13 protein-coding genes are annotated in these 16342 nt (G+C 67.8%); 4 read left to right on the plus strand and 9 right to left on the minus strand.

All coding sequences use genetic code 11. The features are described 5' to 3' along the window. Positions 1-1008: an ABC transporter permease gene (locus GBO37_RS00710; protein ID WP_045981444.1), complete on the plus strand. Its 1008-nt coding sequence runs from the start codon at positions 1-3 to the stop codon at positions 1006-1008. After that, positions 1001-1981, plus strand: a complete 981-nt coding sequence (locus tag GBO37_RS00715; protein ID WP_045981443.1) for an ABC transporter permease — start codon at positions 1001-1003, stop codon at positions 1979-1981. The genes GBO37_RS00710 and GBO37_RS00715 overlap by 8 nt, the downstream gene beginning before the upstream one ends. A gap of 36 nt (positions 1982-2017) precedes the next feature. Here GBO37_RS00715 and GBO37_RS00720 read toward each other — a convergent pair whose 3' ends face one another. The 4 genes from GBO37_RS00720 to GBO37_RS00735 are packed head-to-tail and all read right to left on the minus strand — an operon-like array spanning position 2018 to position 6168. After that, positions 2018-4351, minus strand: coding sequence for an aldehyde dehydrogenase family protein (locus GBO37_RS00720; RefSeq protein ID WP_252926517.1), 2334 nt, complete (start codon positions 4349-4351; stop codon positions 2018-2020). Between the two features lie 7 nt (positions 4352-4358). Continuing rightward, complete coding sequence (deoC, locus tag GBO37_RS00725) at positions 4359-5297, minus strand: deoxyribose-phosphate aldolase (RefSeq protein WP_252926519.1); 939 nt, start codon at positions 5295-5297, stop codon at positions 4359-4361. Continuing rightward, entirely contained in the window at positions 5294-5851 is a 558-nt protein-coding gene (locus tag GBO37_RS00730; RefSeq protein ID WP_252926521.1) for a DUF1523 family protein, read from the minus strand. The genes deoC and GBO37_RS00730 overlap by 4 nt, the downstream gene beginning before the upstream one ends. An 8-nt stretch (positions 5852-5859) precedes the next feature. Next, positions 5860-6168 (minus strand): hypothetical protein, encoded by a 309-nt coding sequence (locus GBO37_RS00735; RefSeq protein WP_052714614.1) that lies wholly within the window; start codon positions 6166-6168, stop codon positions 5860-5862. 105 nt (positions 6169-6273) lie between these two features. Here GBO37_RS00735 and GBO37_RS00740 point away from each other — a divergent pair, with 105 nt between their 5' ends. After that, positions 6274-7206, plus strand: a complete 933-nt coding sequence (locus GBO37_RS00740; protein WP_252926523.1) for a cation diffusion facilitator family transporter — start codon at positions 6274-6276, stop codon at positions 7204-7206. Between the two features lie 14 nt (positions 7207-7220). Then, positions 7221-8033, plus strand: coding sequence for an EcsC family protein (locus tag GBO37_RS00745; protein ID WP_252926525.1), 813 nt, complete (start codon positions 7221-7223; stop codon positions 8031-8033). Here GBO37_RS00745 and GBO37_RS00750 read toward each other — a convergent pair. From GBO37_RS00750 to GBO37_RS00770, 5 genes are all read right to left on the minus strand, one after another. Beyond that, positions 7997-10363 carry an ATP-dependent helicase gene (locus GBO37_RS00750; RefSeq protein ID WP_252926593.1) on the minus strand — a complete coding sequence of 789 codons (2367 nt, stop codon included), beginning with the start codon at positions 10361-10363 and terminating at the stop codon, positions 7997-7999. The genes GBO37_RS00745 and GBO37_RS00750 overlap by 37 nt on opposite strands. A 137-nt stretch (positions 10364-10500) precedes the next feature. Further along, a complete protein-coding gene (gene folE2 / locus GBO37_RS00755) occupies positions 10501-11463 on the minus strand; it encodes a GTP cyclohydrolase FolE2 (protein ID WP_046001360.1) in 963 nt (320 codons plus the stop codon). A 96-nt stretch (positions 11464-11559) separates the two neighbouring features. Beyond that, entirely contained in the window at positions 11560-12762 is a 1203-nt protein-coding gene (gene metZ, locus GBO37_RS00760) for an O-succinylhomoserine sulfhydrylase (protein ID WP_252926528.1), read from the minus strand. A 403-nt stretch (positions 12763-13165) separates the two neighbouring features. Beyond that, entirely contained in the window at positions 13166-14491 is a 1326-nt protein-coding gene (locus GBO37_RS00765) for a sigma-54 dependent transcriptional regulator (RefSeq protein ID WP_045981437.1), read from the minus strand. A gap of 23 nt (positions 14492-14514) precedes the next feature. Beyond that, entirely contained in the window at positions 14515-16230 is a 1716-nt protein-coding gene (locus GBO37_RS00770; protein WP_127899423.1) for an ATP-binding protein, read from the minus strand. Positions 16231-16342: the final 112 nt, after the last annotated feature.

A 16342-nucleotide genomic window follows, 5' to 3' on the forward strand; every position in this document is an offset into this window, starting at 1 on the left:
ATGCTGAGTTTCACCATCCGCCGGCTGCTGCTGGCCATTCCAACATTGCTGTTCATCTCGCTGGTGATCTTCCTGTTGCTGGAAGCCTCGCCCGGCGACCCCTTGGGCGACGTGCCCCTGACCGTGCCCCCGGAGGTCCGCGAACGCATGCGTGCGGCCCTGGGCCTGGGCGAGCCCTGGCCGGTCCGCTACCTGCTGTGGCTGAAGCAGTTCTTCTGGGTCGAGCCGCTGTACTGGACCGACCAGTGGTTCGGCACGAACTTCAGCGACGGCGCCCAGCGCATCATCAGCTTCCAGTCGCGCAGCCCCGTCTTCGACGTGATCGCCCAGCGCGTGCCGCAGACCCTGACCGTGGTCGGCATGTCCTATCTGGTGGGCATCCTGATCGCGATCCCCATCGGGATCATCTCGGCCTACAAGCAGTACAGCTGGTTCGACCAGATCGGTACCTTCGTGTCGATGATCGGGTTCTCGATGCCCACCTTCTTCACCGGCGTCGTGCTAATCATCATCTTCGCGGTGAACCTGCAGTGGTTCCCGTCGGTCTATGACACCACGCTGCAGGTCGACGACTGGGCCAGCTTCAAGCAGCAGGCCCGCCAGATGGTGATGCCCGTGACGGTGCTGGCGCTTTACAATGCGGCGCAGATCAGCCGCTTCATGCGCTCGTCCATGCTGGACAACCTGGGCCAGGACTATGTCCGCACCGCGCGCGCCAAGGGCCTGTCCGAACGCGTCGTCGTGTTGAAGCACGTCTTGCGCAACAGCCTGATCCCGGTCGTGACCGTGATCGCGCTTGGCCTGCCGGCGGTCTTCGGCGGCGCCATCATCACCGAACAGGTGTTCAAGGTGAACGGGCTGGGACAGCTGCTGATCACCTCGATCCACGGCAACGACATCCCGATGGTCCTGACGCTGACCTTCATCTTTGCCATCCTGATCGTCGTCTTCACCCTGATCGCAGACATCCTCTATGGGGTGCTGGACCCGAGGATCCGCTATGACTGACCCCAAATCCCCCGACGACCTGCGCGCCGCCGCAGGCAACGCCGCCGTCCCCGCCGCCGCCAGCCCCCCGGTCGTGCCCCCCCAGGGCGCGGTCGAGACCCGCAGCCAGTGGTCCGACGTCTGGCGCCAGTTCCGCAGCCACCGCGGCGCGATGGTGGCGCTGGTGCTGTTCGTGGCGATCATCCTGTTCGTGTCCGTCGGACCGCTGATCTGGACGATCGACCCGACCTATGTGGACATCCGCGCCCGCAACTCGGGCTTCTCCGCGGCCCATCCCCTGGGCACCGACCAGCTGGGCCGCGACCTGCTGGCGCGCCTGATGGCGGGCGGCCAGGTGTCCATCGCCGTCGGCCTGACCGCAATGATCATCGCGATCTTTCTGGGCAGCCTGATCGGCGTGATGTCGGGCTATTTCCGTCGCCTGGACGCGCCTCTGATGCGCCTGACAGAGCTGTTCCTGGCGCTGCCGCTGCTGCCCCTGCTGCTGCTGATGGTGACGCTGTTCCGCGAGCCGCTGTCGCAGACCTTCGGCCCGGCGCTTGGCATCTTCTTCCTGATCGTGACCGCCATCGGCGCGACCAGCTGGATGCAAGCCGCCCGCATCGTGCGCGGCGAGGTGCTGGGCCTCAAGGAACGCGAGTTCATCCTGGCCGCGCGGTCCATCGGCACGCCGTCGCACCGGATGATCACGCGCCACATCCTGCCCAACGTGCTGTCGCCGATCATGGTGGCCGCGACCCTGGGCATTGCCACCGCGATCATCACCGAAAGCGCGCTGTCCTTCCTGGGCCTGGGCTTTCCGCCCGACTTCCCGACCTGGGGACGGCTGCTGTTCGACGCCGTGGACCAGATGGTGCTGTATCCGTGGCGGGTGATCTTCCCCGGCCTGCTGATCTCGCTGACGGTGCTGTGCGTGAACTATATCGGCGACGGGCTGCGCGACGCCATGGACCCCCGCATCCGGGGGCGCTGACGGAAAAGGGGGGCCAAGCGGCCCCCCTTCTTCGTTTCAATAGGCCGCGCTGCCGCTGCCCGCAGGCAGGGCGCCATAGGGCAGCCAGATCGTCTTGGACCGCGTCGCATGGTGCAGGAACGCCTCGCCCTGCGCGTGGACGCCGGTCCAGTCGCGGGCGGGCACGGCCCAGACCGGCTTCAGGTTCCCCGCCGCCGCCCGGTCCACCGCCGCCAGACCTGCCGCAGGTCCCGCGTGCCAGAAGCCCGCGACCTCCTCATGGGCGGCCAAGGGCACGGCCAGATCGGCGGTGACCCCGGTCACGATGTTCACCACGCCCGCGGGCAGGTCCGAGGTATCGAACACCTGGTACAGGTCCGTCACCGCCAGCGGATCGTCCTGCGCGGGGATCGCCACGACCGCGTTGCCCATGGCGATGGCGGGCAGCACCAGCGACAGGAACCCCGCCAGCGGCTGTGCATTCGGGCAGGCGATGCCGATGACGCCCATCGGTTCGGGGATCACGTTGACCAGATGGCCCGGTTTGGCCTGCACGGTCGTACCGTCGAACTTGTCGGCCCAGGCGGCATAGTGGAAGGCGCGCGCGATGGCGGCATCGACCTCGGCCCGGCTGGTGCGGGCGGCGAATTCCGCGGCCCGCGCCGACAGGTTCTCGGCAATGTAATAGAGGACCTGCGCGCGGGCATGGCCGCCCGCCGCCGCCCATTTCCCCGCCTTCGTCGCGGCCTCGACGGCGTTCCGGATATCCTTGCGGCTGCCCAGGGGGGCCAGCCCGCCCGGCACCGCATACATCGCGCCGCCATCCGGCCGCTTCTGCGCGCCGCCGTAATAGAGCTTGGCCGTGCGGTCGATGCCCTGCTGCGGCGCGGCCCCGTCCGTCACCGCGACGGCGGGTTTGGGGGCGACCTCGCGCGCGGGTTTCACCGCCGACTCGGCCAGATAGTCGCGCATCCCCGCGGCCCCGCCCTCGCGGCCATAACCGCTTTCGCGATAGCCGCCGAAGGGGGCCGCGGCGTCGAACATGTTGGCGCCGTTGATCCAGATGACCCCGGCCTTGATCCGCGCGGCGATGTCGGTGGCGACCGTCGCGCTTTCCGACCAGACCGATCCGGCCAGGCCATAGCGGGTGTTGTTGGCCAGCTCGACCGCCTCATCCGCGGTGCGGAAGGTCGACAGCGTGGCGATGGGGCCGAAGATCTCCTGCTCCATGCCGGGATTGGCGGGGGCGATGTTCTTCAGATAGCCGGGTGCGATGAAGCAGCCCTCCTGCGCCTGCCCGCCGACCAGCTCCGCCCCGGCATCGGTCGCCGCACGGCAGATCGACAGAATGCGGTCCTTTTGTACCGGATCGACGATGGCGCCGATATCGGTGGACTTATCCAGCGGTGCGCCCACGCGCAGCCGCGCCATGCGGGCCGACAGCAGCGTTTCGAACCGCGCGGCCACGGATTCCGCCACCATGATGCGCGACCCCGCGCAGCAGACCTGGCCCTGGTTGAACCAGATGCTGTCCACCACGCCCTCGACGGCGGCATCCAGATCGGCGTCCTCCATCACCACGAAGGGCGACTTGCCGCCCAGCTCAAGCGTCAGCTTGCGCCCGGTCCCGGCCAAGGCGGTGGCGATGCCGCGCCCGACCTCGGTCGAGCCGGTGAAGGCGATCTTGTCGACCTCGGCCGCGACCAGGGCCGCGCCCGTCGTGCCGTCGCCGGTCACGATGTTCACGACGCCCGCGGGCAGGCCGACCTCCTGGCAGATCTCGGCGAAGGCCAGGGCGGTCAGGGGGGTGTATTCGGCGGGCTTCAGGACGACCGTGTTGCCCGCGGCCAGCGCCGGCGCGACCTTCCAAGCCAGCATCAGCAGCGGAAAGTTCCACGGGATGATCTGGCCGCAGACGCCCAGGGGCGCATGGCCCGGGAACCGCGTGTCGCGCAGTTCGGCCCAGCCCGCGTGGTGATAGAAATGCCGCGCGACCAGCGGGATGTCGATGTCGCGGGCCTCGCGGATCGGCTTGCCGTTGTCCAGCGTCTCCAGGACCGACAGGAAGCGTTCGCGCTTCTGCACATGCCGGGCCAGCGCATAGAGGTGCCGCGCCCGTTCGGTGCCCGACAGCGCGGCCCAGCCCTTCTGCGCGCGGCGCGCGGCCTTGACCGCCGCCGCGACGTCGTCCGCCGTTCCCTGCGTCACGCGGGCCAGAACCTCGCCGGTGGCGGGGTCGCGGGTCTCGAAGGTGTCGCCCGGCTTGGTGAAGCTGCCGTTGATGAAATGGCCGAACGTGCCGCGCCGGGCCAGCCAGTCGCGGGCCGCGGCGCTGTCCTCGACCGAGGGGCCGTATTCCATCGTCTGCATGATCTCGCTCACTTTGGTCATCGGATCCTCAGGCAATCGCTTGGCGGTGGGCGGCGGCATAGCGGCCCGTCACATGGTGGCTGATCTGGCGTTCGATATCGCCCAGCAGGCTGGAGGCGCCGATGCGGAACAGGTCCGGGGCCAGCCAGTCGCGGCCCAGCTCCTCGGCCATCAGCACCTGCCAGCTGATCGCGTCCTTGGCGGTGCGCAGACCGCCTGCGGGCTTGAAGCCGACCTTGATGCCGGTCAGGGCATGGAAATCGCGGATCGTGCGGACCATGACCAGGCTGACCGGCAGGGTCGCGTTCACGCCCTCCTTGCCGGTCGAGGTCTTGATCCAGTCCGACCCGGCTTGCATCGCCACATGGCTGGCCTTCGCGACATTCTCCAGCGACTTCAGATCGCCGGTGGCCAGGATCGCCTTCATCCGCGCCGCCCCGCAGGCCTCGCGCATGGCGCGCAATTCGTCATACAGCGCCGCCCAGTTGCCCTGCAGCACATGGGCGCGGGTAATGACGATGTCGATCTCATCGGCGCCCTGATCCACGGCATAGCGGATCTCGGCCAGACGCAGGTCCAGCGGCATCAGGCCTGCGGGAAACCCCGTCGCCACACTGGCCACCGGGATGCCACTGTTGCCCAGGGCGCGCTTGGCGGGCGCGACCATCGTCGGATAGACGCAGACCGCGCCCGTGGTCAGCCCGGTCACGCCCACGGCCTCCAGCAGGTCGGCCGCGATGGGCTGGCGCGCCTTGGCGCACAGGCGTGCCACGCGGTCGGGCGTGTCGTCGCCCGCCAGCGTCGTCAGGTCGATGCAGCGCACCGCGTTCAGCAGCCAGGCCGCCTGATGATCCTTCTTCAGGCTGCGCCGGGCGGGCAGCGTCGCCGCGCGGCGTTCAACGGCGGGGGTGTTGATGCGAAGCCCCTCGAACCAGTCGAGGTGCAGGTCGGTTCCGGGATTGGTCATGCCGGTCTCCTTGCGCTGCGCTGACGGAACTGCGCCCACATGCGCCAGACCAGCGTCAGCAAGGCCAGCAGCACGCCACAGACGATCAGCGCGGCCCAGTTGGTCGGGCGGTCGTCGGGGCCCGCCACGGTGTTGATGGAAACCGCATTGGGATAGGTCGACATCCACGGCAGGCGCCAACCATAGGCGGTCACGCTGACCCAGATCGGATCACGCGCCGAGGATTGCAGGTTCGTGGCCTCGGCCTGCAGGTTCGCGCTGTCGTACTTGAAATAGGGTGGCCAGACCCAGCCAGTATCCTCGTTACGATAGACGAAGACGCGCCCGCCGGGCCGCACCGCGTCGATGAAGCGCACGTCGCGCTGGCCCTGGGCGTTCTCGACCGTGCCGGTGCTGTCGGAGGCCCAGAAGATCGCGGCCGAAGGCGGGATCTCCGTCAGGCGGTTGTAGGTGTTGCTGATCCGCAGCGTGTTCTGGGACGGCAGGGTGTAATCCAGCAGGCCAAAGACCAGGATGCCGAACAGGACGCCTGCGACGACGCGCATATAATACATGGCAGCTCCTATTGCCAGTTGACCAGGATGACGATGACCACGACGGCCAGCGTGGGCAGCACGAAGACCAGGCCGGCCAGCCGCGCCCGCAGGGTCCGGTTGAACCCGACCATCGCCTTGGCGATGAACGCACGCCGTGCGGCAGTGTTCCCCGCCTGGTCGGGATGGCGGGCATCCCACCGGTTCTCAAGGCGTTCGACCTGTCCGGACCGGATATGCATGCGCAGCAGCACATAGAACACCACCTGCGCCGCCAGCACGAACAGCCACAGCCGGATCACCGCCACCGCAAAGCCCCCGTCATCATTGGCGACCACGTTAGCACGCCCCGCGCGGCAGGGGCCAGATGTCGCGTCGCGTCACGGCGGCGCAGCGTGCAACCCTTTGAACGCGTGCGGCGTTCGGCGGCCGAAAGGACCCCCATGACCCGCCCGATGTCCGAACAAGCCGTCCTGCGCCTGTCGATCGCCATGACCTTCGTCGTGGCGGCGGTGGGGATCGGTTTCGGCGTGGCGTCGGGGTCGGCGTCGATCATCTTCGACGGCATCTATTCGCTGACGGATGCGGTGATGACGTCGGTCGCGCTGCTGGTGTCGTCGCTGATCACGCAACGCCTGTCGGAACGCCGCCAGGCCCGGTTGGTCCAGCGCTTCACGATGGGGTTCTGGCACCTGGAGCCGATGGTCCTGGGCCTGAACGGCATCCTGCTGTCGGGGGCCGCGGTCTATGCGCTGGTGACGGCGGTGGGCAGCCTGCTGACCGGCGGCCACCCGCTGCAGTTCGGACGGGCCATCCTCTATGCCACGGTGGTGCTGATCGTCGCCATCGGCATGGCGATCCACAACCGTCACGCCAACCGGTCGATCCGGTCGAATTTCGTCGCGCTGGACGTGCAGGGCTGGACCATCTCGGCGGCGCTGACGGGGGCGCTGCTGGCGGCCTTCGTGTTCGGCTGGGCGATCCAGGGGACGGCGCTGGACCACTTGTCGCCCTATGTCGACCCGGCGGTGCTGGCGCTGGTCTGCGTGATCGTGATCCCGCTGCCGGTGCCGACCATCCGCAGGGCGCTGGCCGACATCCTGCTGATCACGCCCTCCGACATGCTGGCCGAGATCGACGCCGTGGCCCGCGACGTGGTGGCCCGACACGGCTTTCTGGACCACCGCGCCTATGTCGCCCGTGTCGGGCGCGGCCGCCAGATCGAGCTGTACTTCATCGTCCCCCAGGGCCAGCCCCCCCGCCCGCTGGAGGAATGGGACGCCATCCGCGACCAGATCGGCGAGGCCATCGGCGGCGACATCACGAACCGTTGGCTGACCATCGCGTTTACCACCGACCCCGAATGGGCCGACTGACCAGGAGCATCACCATGACCTCGACCGCGCTGACCGATCCGACCGCCGACCTGCAGGCCGAACTGGACCGTCTGGCCGCCCGCCAGCTGGCCGGTCGCGGCCTGCTGATGCGCGGGGTCGAGGCGGTGGGCCGCCTGACCGAAGGTGCCGCCACCACCGTTCTGGGCCTGTCGCCCGTGTCGCTGGAAAAGGTCATGGAAAGCGCCTTCCGCCAGCTCTACGACCTGTCCGCGCGCGGCGACGGCATCAGCGTGGTGCGTGACGCGCCGCTGGTCGCCAACAGGGCGGCGGCGGTGATGTCGGGGGCCACGGGCGGATGGTTCGGGCTGGCGGGCATCGTGCCGGACCTAGTGGCTTCGACCACGGTCATCTTCAATTCCATCCAGAAGGTCGCGCGCAAGCATGGCTTTGACACCACCGATCCGCGGGTGCGGCTGGAATGCCTGGCGGTGTTCCAGTACGGCGAGCCGGGACAGGAAGGCGACGCGGCCGCGCAATCGTTCCTGGCGAACCGCCTGCTGACCAACGGGCAGACCGTGTCGACGCTTATCACCCGCTTTGCAGGTCAGTTCGCGACCCGCCTGACGACCAAGCTGGGCGCGCAGGCCGTTCCGGTCCTGGGCGCGGCGACGGGGGCCGCGATCAACTATGCCTTCCTTGATTACTACGAACGGGTCGCAGACATCCATTTCCGCCTGCTGCGGCTGGCAGAAAACCATCCGGGCACGGATGTCGACGCGGCCTATGCCCAGGCCCTGACCCGCGCGGGACAGCCCCGCCTGTCCCGCCGTCAGAAGGGGACGTCGTCGCCCCCGCCCGCCGGCTGAACATAGGCCGCCTTGATGTTCTTGAACCCGACCTCGAACTGGACGGTCAGCGTGTCCTCGGCGATGCCCATCACCTGACCCTCGCCGAACTTGGCGTGGGTCACGCGGTCGCCCACGGTGAATCGCGACGCGGGCGCCGCGTTGATCGTGACGGGGGTGCGATGTACCGGCTGGCCGCGATCGGCGGCCCGCGCCTGCATCCGCTTCCATCCCGGAGAGGCATAGACATCGGCCTTGGCCACCCGTTCGTCCATCCGCGTGCCGCCCGCCATCGCCATGGCCGCGCCGTATCCGCCGCCGTACAGGCCCGGCGGGGTCAGCACCTCGACATGTTCCTGGGGCAACTCGTCGATGAATCGTGACGGCAGGCTGGACTGCCACTGCCCGTACATGCGCCGGTTTCCGGCAAAGGTGATCGTGGCCAGGCGTTCGGCGCGGGTGATGCCGACATAGGCCAGCCGCCGCTCCTCCTCCAGGCCCTTGGTGCCCTGCTCGTCCATGGCGCGCTGGTTCGGGAACAGCCCGTCTTCCCAGCCCGGCAGGAAGACGACCGGAAACTCCAGCCCCTTGGCACCGTGCAGCGTCATGATGCTGACCTGTTCGGCCTGCTCTCCGTCGTCGCGGTCCATGACCAGCGACACGTGCTCCAGAAAGCCCTGAAGGTTCTCGAATTCCTCCAGTGCCTTGACCAGTTCCTTGAGGTTGTCCAGCCGTCCCGGCGCGTCGGGCGACTTGTCGTTCTGCCACATCGCGGTATAGCCCGATTCGTCCAGCACCCGCTCGGCCAGTTCCACATGGCCCACCCCGTCGCGCACCGCCATGTGCGACCGCCCGATCAGCGCCACGAAATCGCGCAGGTTCGCCAAACCCTTGCCGCCCAGCTGCTTCTCCTCCACGACGATGCGCGCACCCTCCAGCAGGTTCACGCCGTTCCGCCGCGCCGCATGCTGGACCGTCTGCAGCGCCTTGTCGCCCAAGCCGCGCTTGGGCGTGTTCACGATCCGCTCGAAGGCCAGGTCGTCGTCCGGGGACACCACCAGCCGGAAATAGGCCATCGCGTCGCGGATCTCCTGTCGCTCATAGAAGCGCGGGCCGCCGATCACCCGATAGGGCAGGCCAATGGTCATGAACCGGTCCTCGAAGGCCCGCATCTGGTGCGACGCGCGCACAAGGATCGCCATGTCGTTCAGGCTGACGCGGCCCAAGGCCTGTCGATGGCCGCCCTGAAACGCCTCGATCTCCTCGCCGATCCAGCGCGCCTCGGCCTCGCTGTCCCAATGCCCGATCAGGCGCACCGGCTCTCCGGGTTCGGCGTCGGTCCACAGCGTCTTGCCCAACCGCCCCTGGTTCGCCGCGATCAGGCCGGACGCCGCCGCCAGGATCTGCGGCGTGGACCGGTAATTCTGCTCCAGCCGGATCACCTCGGCGCCCGGAAAGTCCTTCTCGAACCGCAGGATGTTGCCAACCTCGGCCCCGCGCCACCCATAGATCGACTGGTCGTCGTCGCCCACGCAGCAGATGTTGCGATGCGCCTGCGCCAACAGCCGCAGCCACATGTACTGCGCGACGTTGGTGTCCTGATACTCGTCCACCAGGATATAGCGGAACCGGTCCTGCCATTGGCGCAACACGTCTGGATGCGCCTGGAACAGCGTCACGCAATGCATCAGCAGGTCGCCGAAATCGACCGCGTTCAGCGTCAGCAGCCGGTCCTGATAGGACGCGTACAGCTTGCCGCCATGCCCGTCAAATGCCTCACCCTCGCCCCGGGGCAGGTTGCCGGGCGTGATGCAGCGGTTCTTCCACCCGTCGATCAGATGCGCCAGCTGCCGTGCGGGCCAACGCTTCTCGTCGATGTTCTCGGCCGCGATCAGCTGCTTCAGCAGGCGGATCTGGTCGTCCGTGTCCAGAATGGTAAAGCTGGGCTTCAGGTGCAGGTTGCCGTGCCCGATCAGCTCGGCATGCCGCCGCAGAATCTTGACGCTGATGCTGTGGAAGGTGCCCAGCCAAGGCATCCCCTCCACCGCATCGCCCAGCAGGCGGCCGATCCGGTCTTTCATCTCGCGCGCAGCCTTGTTGGTGAAGGTCACGGCCAGCAACTGCCCGGGCCGCGCCTTGCCCAGCATCAGCAGATGCGCGATCCGCGTGGTCAGCGCGCGCGTCTTGCCGGTGCCTGCCCCCGCCAGCATCAGGACAGGCCCGTCCAGGGCCTCGACAGCGGCGCGCTGCGCGGCGTTCAGCCCGTCCAGATAGGGCGCGGGCCGCGCGGCCATCGCGCGCTGCGACAGCGGCACCGCCGCCAGATCATCGGAATCGTCGAAATGCTCCATCCCGCCAACATAGGCATCGCCGCGCGCCAAGGAAAGCCCGACGTTCGCCCTATGTTCTCATCCGTGCCGAAATGGTGCGCCCCATCAGCAGGGGGTCCGGGGGGCGCGCAGCTCCCCCGGCCACCGCGGGACGCAGATCAGGCGCGCAACCCCGCAAAGGTCGCAGGGTCCAGCGATGCCTGGGCAAAGGTTGGTCCGCTGGTCAGCAGGCTGACCGCATCATGCGAATGCAGCGATTCCTGGTGGCTTGCCACGACACGAAAATCGCCCACCCGCGGATCGGCGATCAGCTGGCCCGCAAAGGCCCGCACCGCATCCTCGACAAAGATCGGGTTTGCCGCGTTCAGCTCGGCAAAGGCCTGCTCGTCCTCGCGCTTGACCATGACCTGCGTCTCGGTCGGCACGGCGGCGCGGCACAGCGCGATGACATCCTCGAACCAGATCCGCTCGGGGCCGTCCATCACCAGCGATATCCGCGCGACCGACCGCTGCGAATGCGGGGTGGCCAGCCGCCCGCGCGTCTGTCGGGCATGCTCGGACAGTTCCAGCGAACAGGGACAGGTCGACGAATAGACGTAATCGACATGCATGACCCGCAACCGCGCGCCGGCCACGTCGATCACCTCCAGCGCGATGTCATAATACTGCCAGCCCGACAGGCCCGACCGCAGGCTGTCCACCCGCACCGGGTACGAAAACCGCATCTGGATCCGCGCATCCAGCGCGTCCAGGTCGGTCTTGTAATCGTCCAGCGCCGCCTCCAACACCGACAGGCTGAACGCATGATCGGCGTGGCCATAGAACGACCGCATGATCCGGGACATGTTGATGCCCTTGCGGTCGGCCTCCAGACTGACGGTGCCGGTCACGCTGGTCTCCAGCGTGATCTCTCCGCCGTCACGCACCAGATAGCGGATCGGCAGCCGAAAGTTCGAGATGCCCACATGCTGGATCGCGGTGCGCGCACCCACGATCAGGCTGGCAGGCCCGTTCTGCAGGTCCGGCAGGCTGTCCTTGTAGGCTGGGTCCACGCGGAACTCCGCGTCATAGCTGCGCGCCAGCGCGGGATAGGCAGGGGTCAGGGGGCGGATCTCGGTCATGGTGCCTCCGGCGTGATCGCCACAGATATAGGGGGCGGCACAACAAATGTCAGCCCGCCCCTGCAGATGCGCCACGCCACGATGACGCAGCCCGGCTCAGCCCTGCAGCGCGTCCATCAGATCGGCGGTCAGGTCGCGCGCGTCCTCCAACCCCACCGACAGGCGCAACAGGCCAGGCGTGATGCCAAGGCGCGCCTTGTCCTCGTCGGTCAGGCGCGAATGGGTGGTGGTGGCCGGATGGGTCACGATGGATTTCGCATCGCCCAGGTTGTTCGAGATCGCGATGATCCGCAGACGATCCAGCGCGGCGAATGCCGCCTCCTTGCCGCCCGCCAGTTCCATCGCGATCATCGTGCCGCCCGACCCCATCTGCCGCATGGCCAGGTCGTGCTGCGGATGATCGGCCAGGCCCGGATAGATCACCCGGCTCAGCGCCGGATGGCCGTGCAGCGCGGCGGCGATGCCCGCGGCGGCCTCGGCCTGGGCGCGCACGCGCAGGTCCATGGTCTGAAGCCCGTTCAGCATGATCCAGGAATGGAACGGGCTGATCGCCCCGCCGGTATGCTTCAGATAGGGCTCGGCCACCTCGCGCACGAACTGGCGCGTGCCGCAGATCACCCCGGCCAGCGCCCGCCCGCCGCCATCGATATGCTTGGTCGCGGAATAGACGACCACATCGGCCCCCTGCTCGACCGCGCGGGAAAAGACCGGGGTCGCAAACACGTTGTCGACCACCACCGTCGCGCCCGCCGCATGGGCAAGGTCCGCGACGGCCCGGATGTCGATCACCTCCAGCGTGGGGTTCGACACGCTCTCGAAGAACACCGCCCGCGTGCCGGGCGTGATCGCCGCGGCCCATTGGTCCAGATCGGTGCCGTCGACATAGCTGACCTTGACCCCGAACCGCACCAGCAGGTCCAGCACGTACAGGCAGGACCCGAACAGCGCCCGCGCCGCGACGACGTGATCGCCCGGCTTGCACATCGCGAACATCGCGCCGTTGACGGCGGCCATGCCGCTGGCGGTGGCAAAGGCGTCCTCGGTCCCCTCCAGCGCGGCGATGCGGTCCTCGAACATGCGGCTGGTGGGGTTGCCGTAGCGGGCGTAGATGAACTCGTCCGGGCCGGTGCCCTGGAACCGCGCCTCGGCCGAGGCGGCGTCGGGATAGACGAAGCCTTGGGTCAGGAAGATCGCCTCGGCCATCTCGCCATACTGGCTGCGCCGGGTGCCGTGATGGACGGCCTGGGTCCGGGGATGGGGGGTGCGGGGGGTCAACTTGTCGTCGGACGAAACGCTCATGCGGGCTGCCTTTCCGTGGTCCCCTGCGGCGTAATCCCCACAGGCATCTTTCGCAAGTCCCGCGACCCCGGGCGCGCCGAACTGTCGCCTAGCCGACAAATTGCAGGAAATGCAGATAAACAGTTATTTTACAGGGGGATGCTTGATCTTCCTGTCCAAATGGACAGTTGGAAACCGACGGGTCGCAAGCTATGGTTGAACCACGGTCGGGTGATGTTCACCCAAAACCGGTACGGGGCTTTCGCCTCGCTTTCACCAGTGTCCCGCAGGTGCGGGGTCGTGTCACAAGTTTCCTGAAGACGGTTCCTGCGGTCCAGTGTGTTGCTGTGACCATCGCGTGTTTATTCGGACGGCGGGACCCGGACAGTTGGGGGCGGCAGGTCGCGCCGCCCCCAATGGTCCCTTACAGATAGTCGCCGCGCTGCAGGCCGTACTTGGCCATCTTTTCGTTCAGCGTCCGGCGCGGCAGGCACAGCTCGTCCATCACCCCGGAAATGCTGCCCTTGTGGCGGCGCATGGTGTTGTCGATCAGCATCTTCTCGAAGCTCTCGACATATTCCTTCAGCGGCTTGCCCTCGGTGGTGGTGGCCTGCTGGTTGTCCTCGCCATCCGCCATCAGCAGCGATGCGATCGACCCCGATCCGCGGCGGTTCTGCAAGACCGCGCGTTCGGCCACGTTGATCAGCTGCCGGATGTTGCCCGGCCAGGGCGCCTGCAGCAGCTGCGCGGCCTCCTGCGCGCTGACCTGGGGCGGCTCGCAGCCGTATTCCTCGCTGAACTGCTCGGTCATGCGGGTGAACAGCGCCAGGATGTCCTCGCCCCGCGCGCGCAGCGGCGGCAGGGTGATCTTCAGCGCCGACAAGCGATAGAACAGGTCGGGACGCAGCGAATCCTCGGCCTTTCGGCCCTCGCCACGGGCGTTGCTGATCGCGATGATGCGCGTCTCGGCAGGTGTGCCCTGCTCGCTGATAAACGCCAGCAGGCGGGCCTGCAGTGCCTCGGACAGGGCCTCGACATCCTCCAGGCACAGCGTGCCGGCGCGGGCCTCCTCGACGGCGGGCAGCCCGTCCTCGATGGGGCCGAACAGGCGCGATGCCAGGGCCTCGTCGTTATAGGCCGCGCAGCTGACCGGCACGAACTTCTTGGACGCGCGCGGCCCAACCGCGTGCAGAGCATGGGCGACCAGCGTCTTGCCGGTGCCGGTCTCGCCGTCGATCAGCACGTGGCCGTCGGCCTGGCCCAGGTCCAGGATGTCCTCGCGCAGGCGCTCCATCACCGGGCTGGCGCCGATCAGCTTGGACATGACCTGCTGGCCTTCGGACAGGTCGCGGCGCAGGGCGCGGTTGTCCAGGGTCATGCGCCGGGCCTGCGTGGCCTTCTTGGCCAGCTGGGTCATGCGGTCGGGGTTGAAGGGCTTCTCCATGAAGTCCATCGCGCCAAGGCGCATCGCCTCGACCGCCATGGGCACGTCGCCATGGCCGGTAATCATGATGACGGGCAGGTTCGAATCCAAGCCCATCAGGCGTTTCAGAAAGGCCATGCCGTCCATGCCGGGCATGCGGATGTCGCTGACGACGATGCCGGGCCAGTCGGACCCGATGACCTTCAGCGCGTCCTCGGCGCTGGCAAAGGTCTCGGTCTCGAAGCCCGACAGGACCAGCCACTGGCTGATCGATTCGCGCATGTCGGGTTCGTCATCCACGATGGCGATCTTCAGCTTGCGGGACATTCTTGTCATCCTCTCGTGTTGCGTCATTCGGCCGCCAGGGCCTGACGGGGCTGTCCGGGGCGGTGCAGCGGCAGCTCGACCCGGAACACCGCTCCGCCGGTGTTTTCGTTATGGGCGGTCAGGCGACCCCCGAAATCGGCGACGATCGTGGACGAGATCGCAAGCCCCAGCCCGGTCCCCTCGCCGGGCTTCTTGGTGGTCCAGAAGGGTTCAAACAGCTTTTCCAGGTCCGAGACACCCGGCCCGTTATCGCGGACGGACACATAGGCGTGAGCCGCGGCCTCGACCGTGATCTCGATCGCGGCGTCGGGGCGGCCCTTGACCGCGTCGACCGCGTTGCGCAGCAGGTTGATCAGCACCTGTTCCAGCCGGATGCGGTCGGCCATGACCATCACCCGTTCACGAGGCACGATGCGGATGATGCGGATGGGCCGGGTGCGCAGCTGGGGTTCCATCATGGTCAGCGCGCTGCTGACCGCGGCGCGCAGATCGACCGGCTCGACCGCCTCGCCGCCCTTGCGGGCATAGGACTTCAGCTGCCGGGTGATCGCACCCATCCGGTCGATCAGGTCGTCGATGCGCTGGAAACTGGACAGCGCCTCCTCGGGGCGGCCGCGCTGCAGCAGCAGCCGCGCCCCCGCCAGATAGGTTTTCATCGCGGCCAAGGGCTGGTTCAGCTCGTGGCTGACGCCGGCCGACATCTCTCCCAGGGCGGCCAGCTTGGAGGATTGCTGCATGGTCTGCTCGGCCACGCGCAGCTCCTTCTGCACGCGCTCGCGTTCCGCGATCTCTCGGGTCAGGCGGGCGTTCAGGGCGCGCAGGTCGGCCGATTCGCGCATATAGGCCTGGCTCTGGATGCGCGCGCGCCGCGACAGCATCCAGAACGCCCCCGCCAGCAGGATGGCAAAACCCATGATCTGCAGCGCCAGAATGGCGTTGACGCGCTCGCGCACGGACGAATAGGCGGTGAAACTGATCATCCGCCAGCCGCGGAACGGCACCCGCGCCTCGGACTGCATCACCGCGCGGCCCTGGACATAGGCGTCGGCGGGGCTGGAGGTCCAGTCCGCCGTCACCTGGAACGCCCGCCGGATCGCAGAGGGCGCATCGCGCACCGCCTGCGCCTCGGCGACGGTCAGGCCACGCCAGCGCGGCTCGGTCGACAGGATGATCACACCCTCGCTGTCGGTGACGGCCACGGCATCGGAAATGCCCGCCCAGGACCGCTCCAGCCGGGTCAGGTCGGCCCCCACGACGATCACACCCAGCGTCCGCCCCTCGGACACCACGGCGCGGGAATAGGCGAACTCATGGGCGCCCGATGCCAGTTCGGACACGGTGAAGACCGTGTCGCGCGACCGCAGCGCCTCGACATATTGCGGGGCCGCGACGCTGTTCGTGCCGATCTGATAGCGGTCGGTGGCCCCCACGACCCGCCCCGATGCGTCCAACAGGCGGATCGAGGCCGCGCCGATCTCTTTCTGCGCGGTCATCAGCCGCGCCGAGGTGGTGGAAAAATCGTTGCCGTTCAGCGCCCCGATCAGCGCCGGGTCACGCGCCAGCAGCAAGGGCACGACCGAATTGCGCTGCAGTTCCGACATCAGGTTGCCCGAATACAGCGCCAGACGCAGTTCGGACCGCACGCGCGTGTTCTCGGAGAAGCGGTCGGTCAGCCATGCGTTGGTGACCCAGATCGTGCCCAGCGCTGCCAGGCAGATCAGTGCGATCGTCGCACGCAGCCACCAGGGGTTGACCGGCTGGCCGACCCTGCCGCGCCTGCGTTCGGCGCTGTCTTCGATATGATCCTCAGTGACCACGCACGGACCCGTCCCACAAGATCGGCTGACGCAA

The sequence above is a fragment of the Paracoccus sp. 08 genome (assembly GCF_024105395.1).
Classification (GTDB): Bacteria; Pseudomonadota; Alphaproteobacteria; order Rhodobacterales; family Rhodobacteraceae; genus Paracoccus; species Paracoccus marcusii.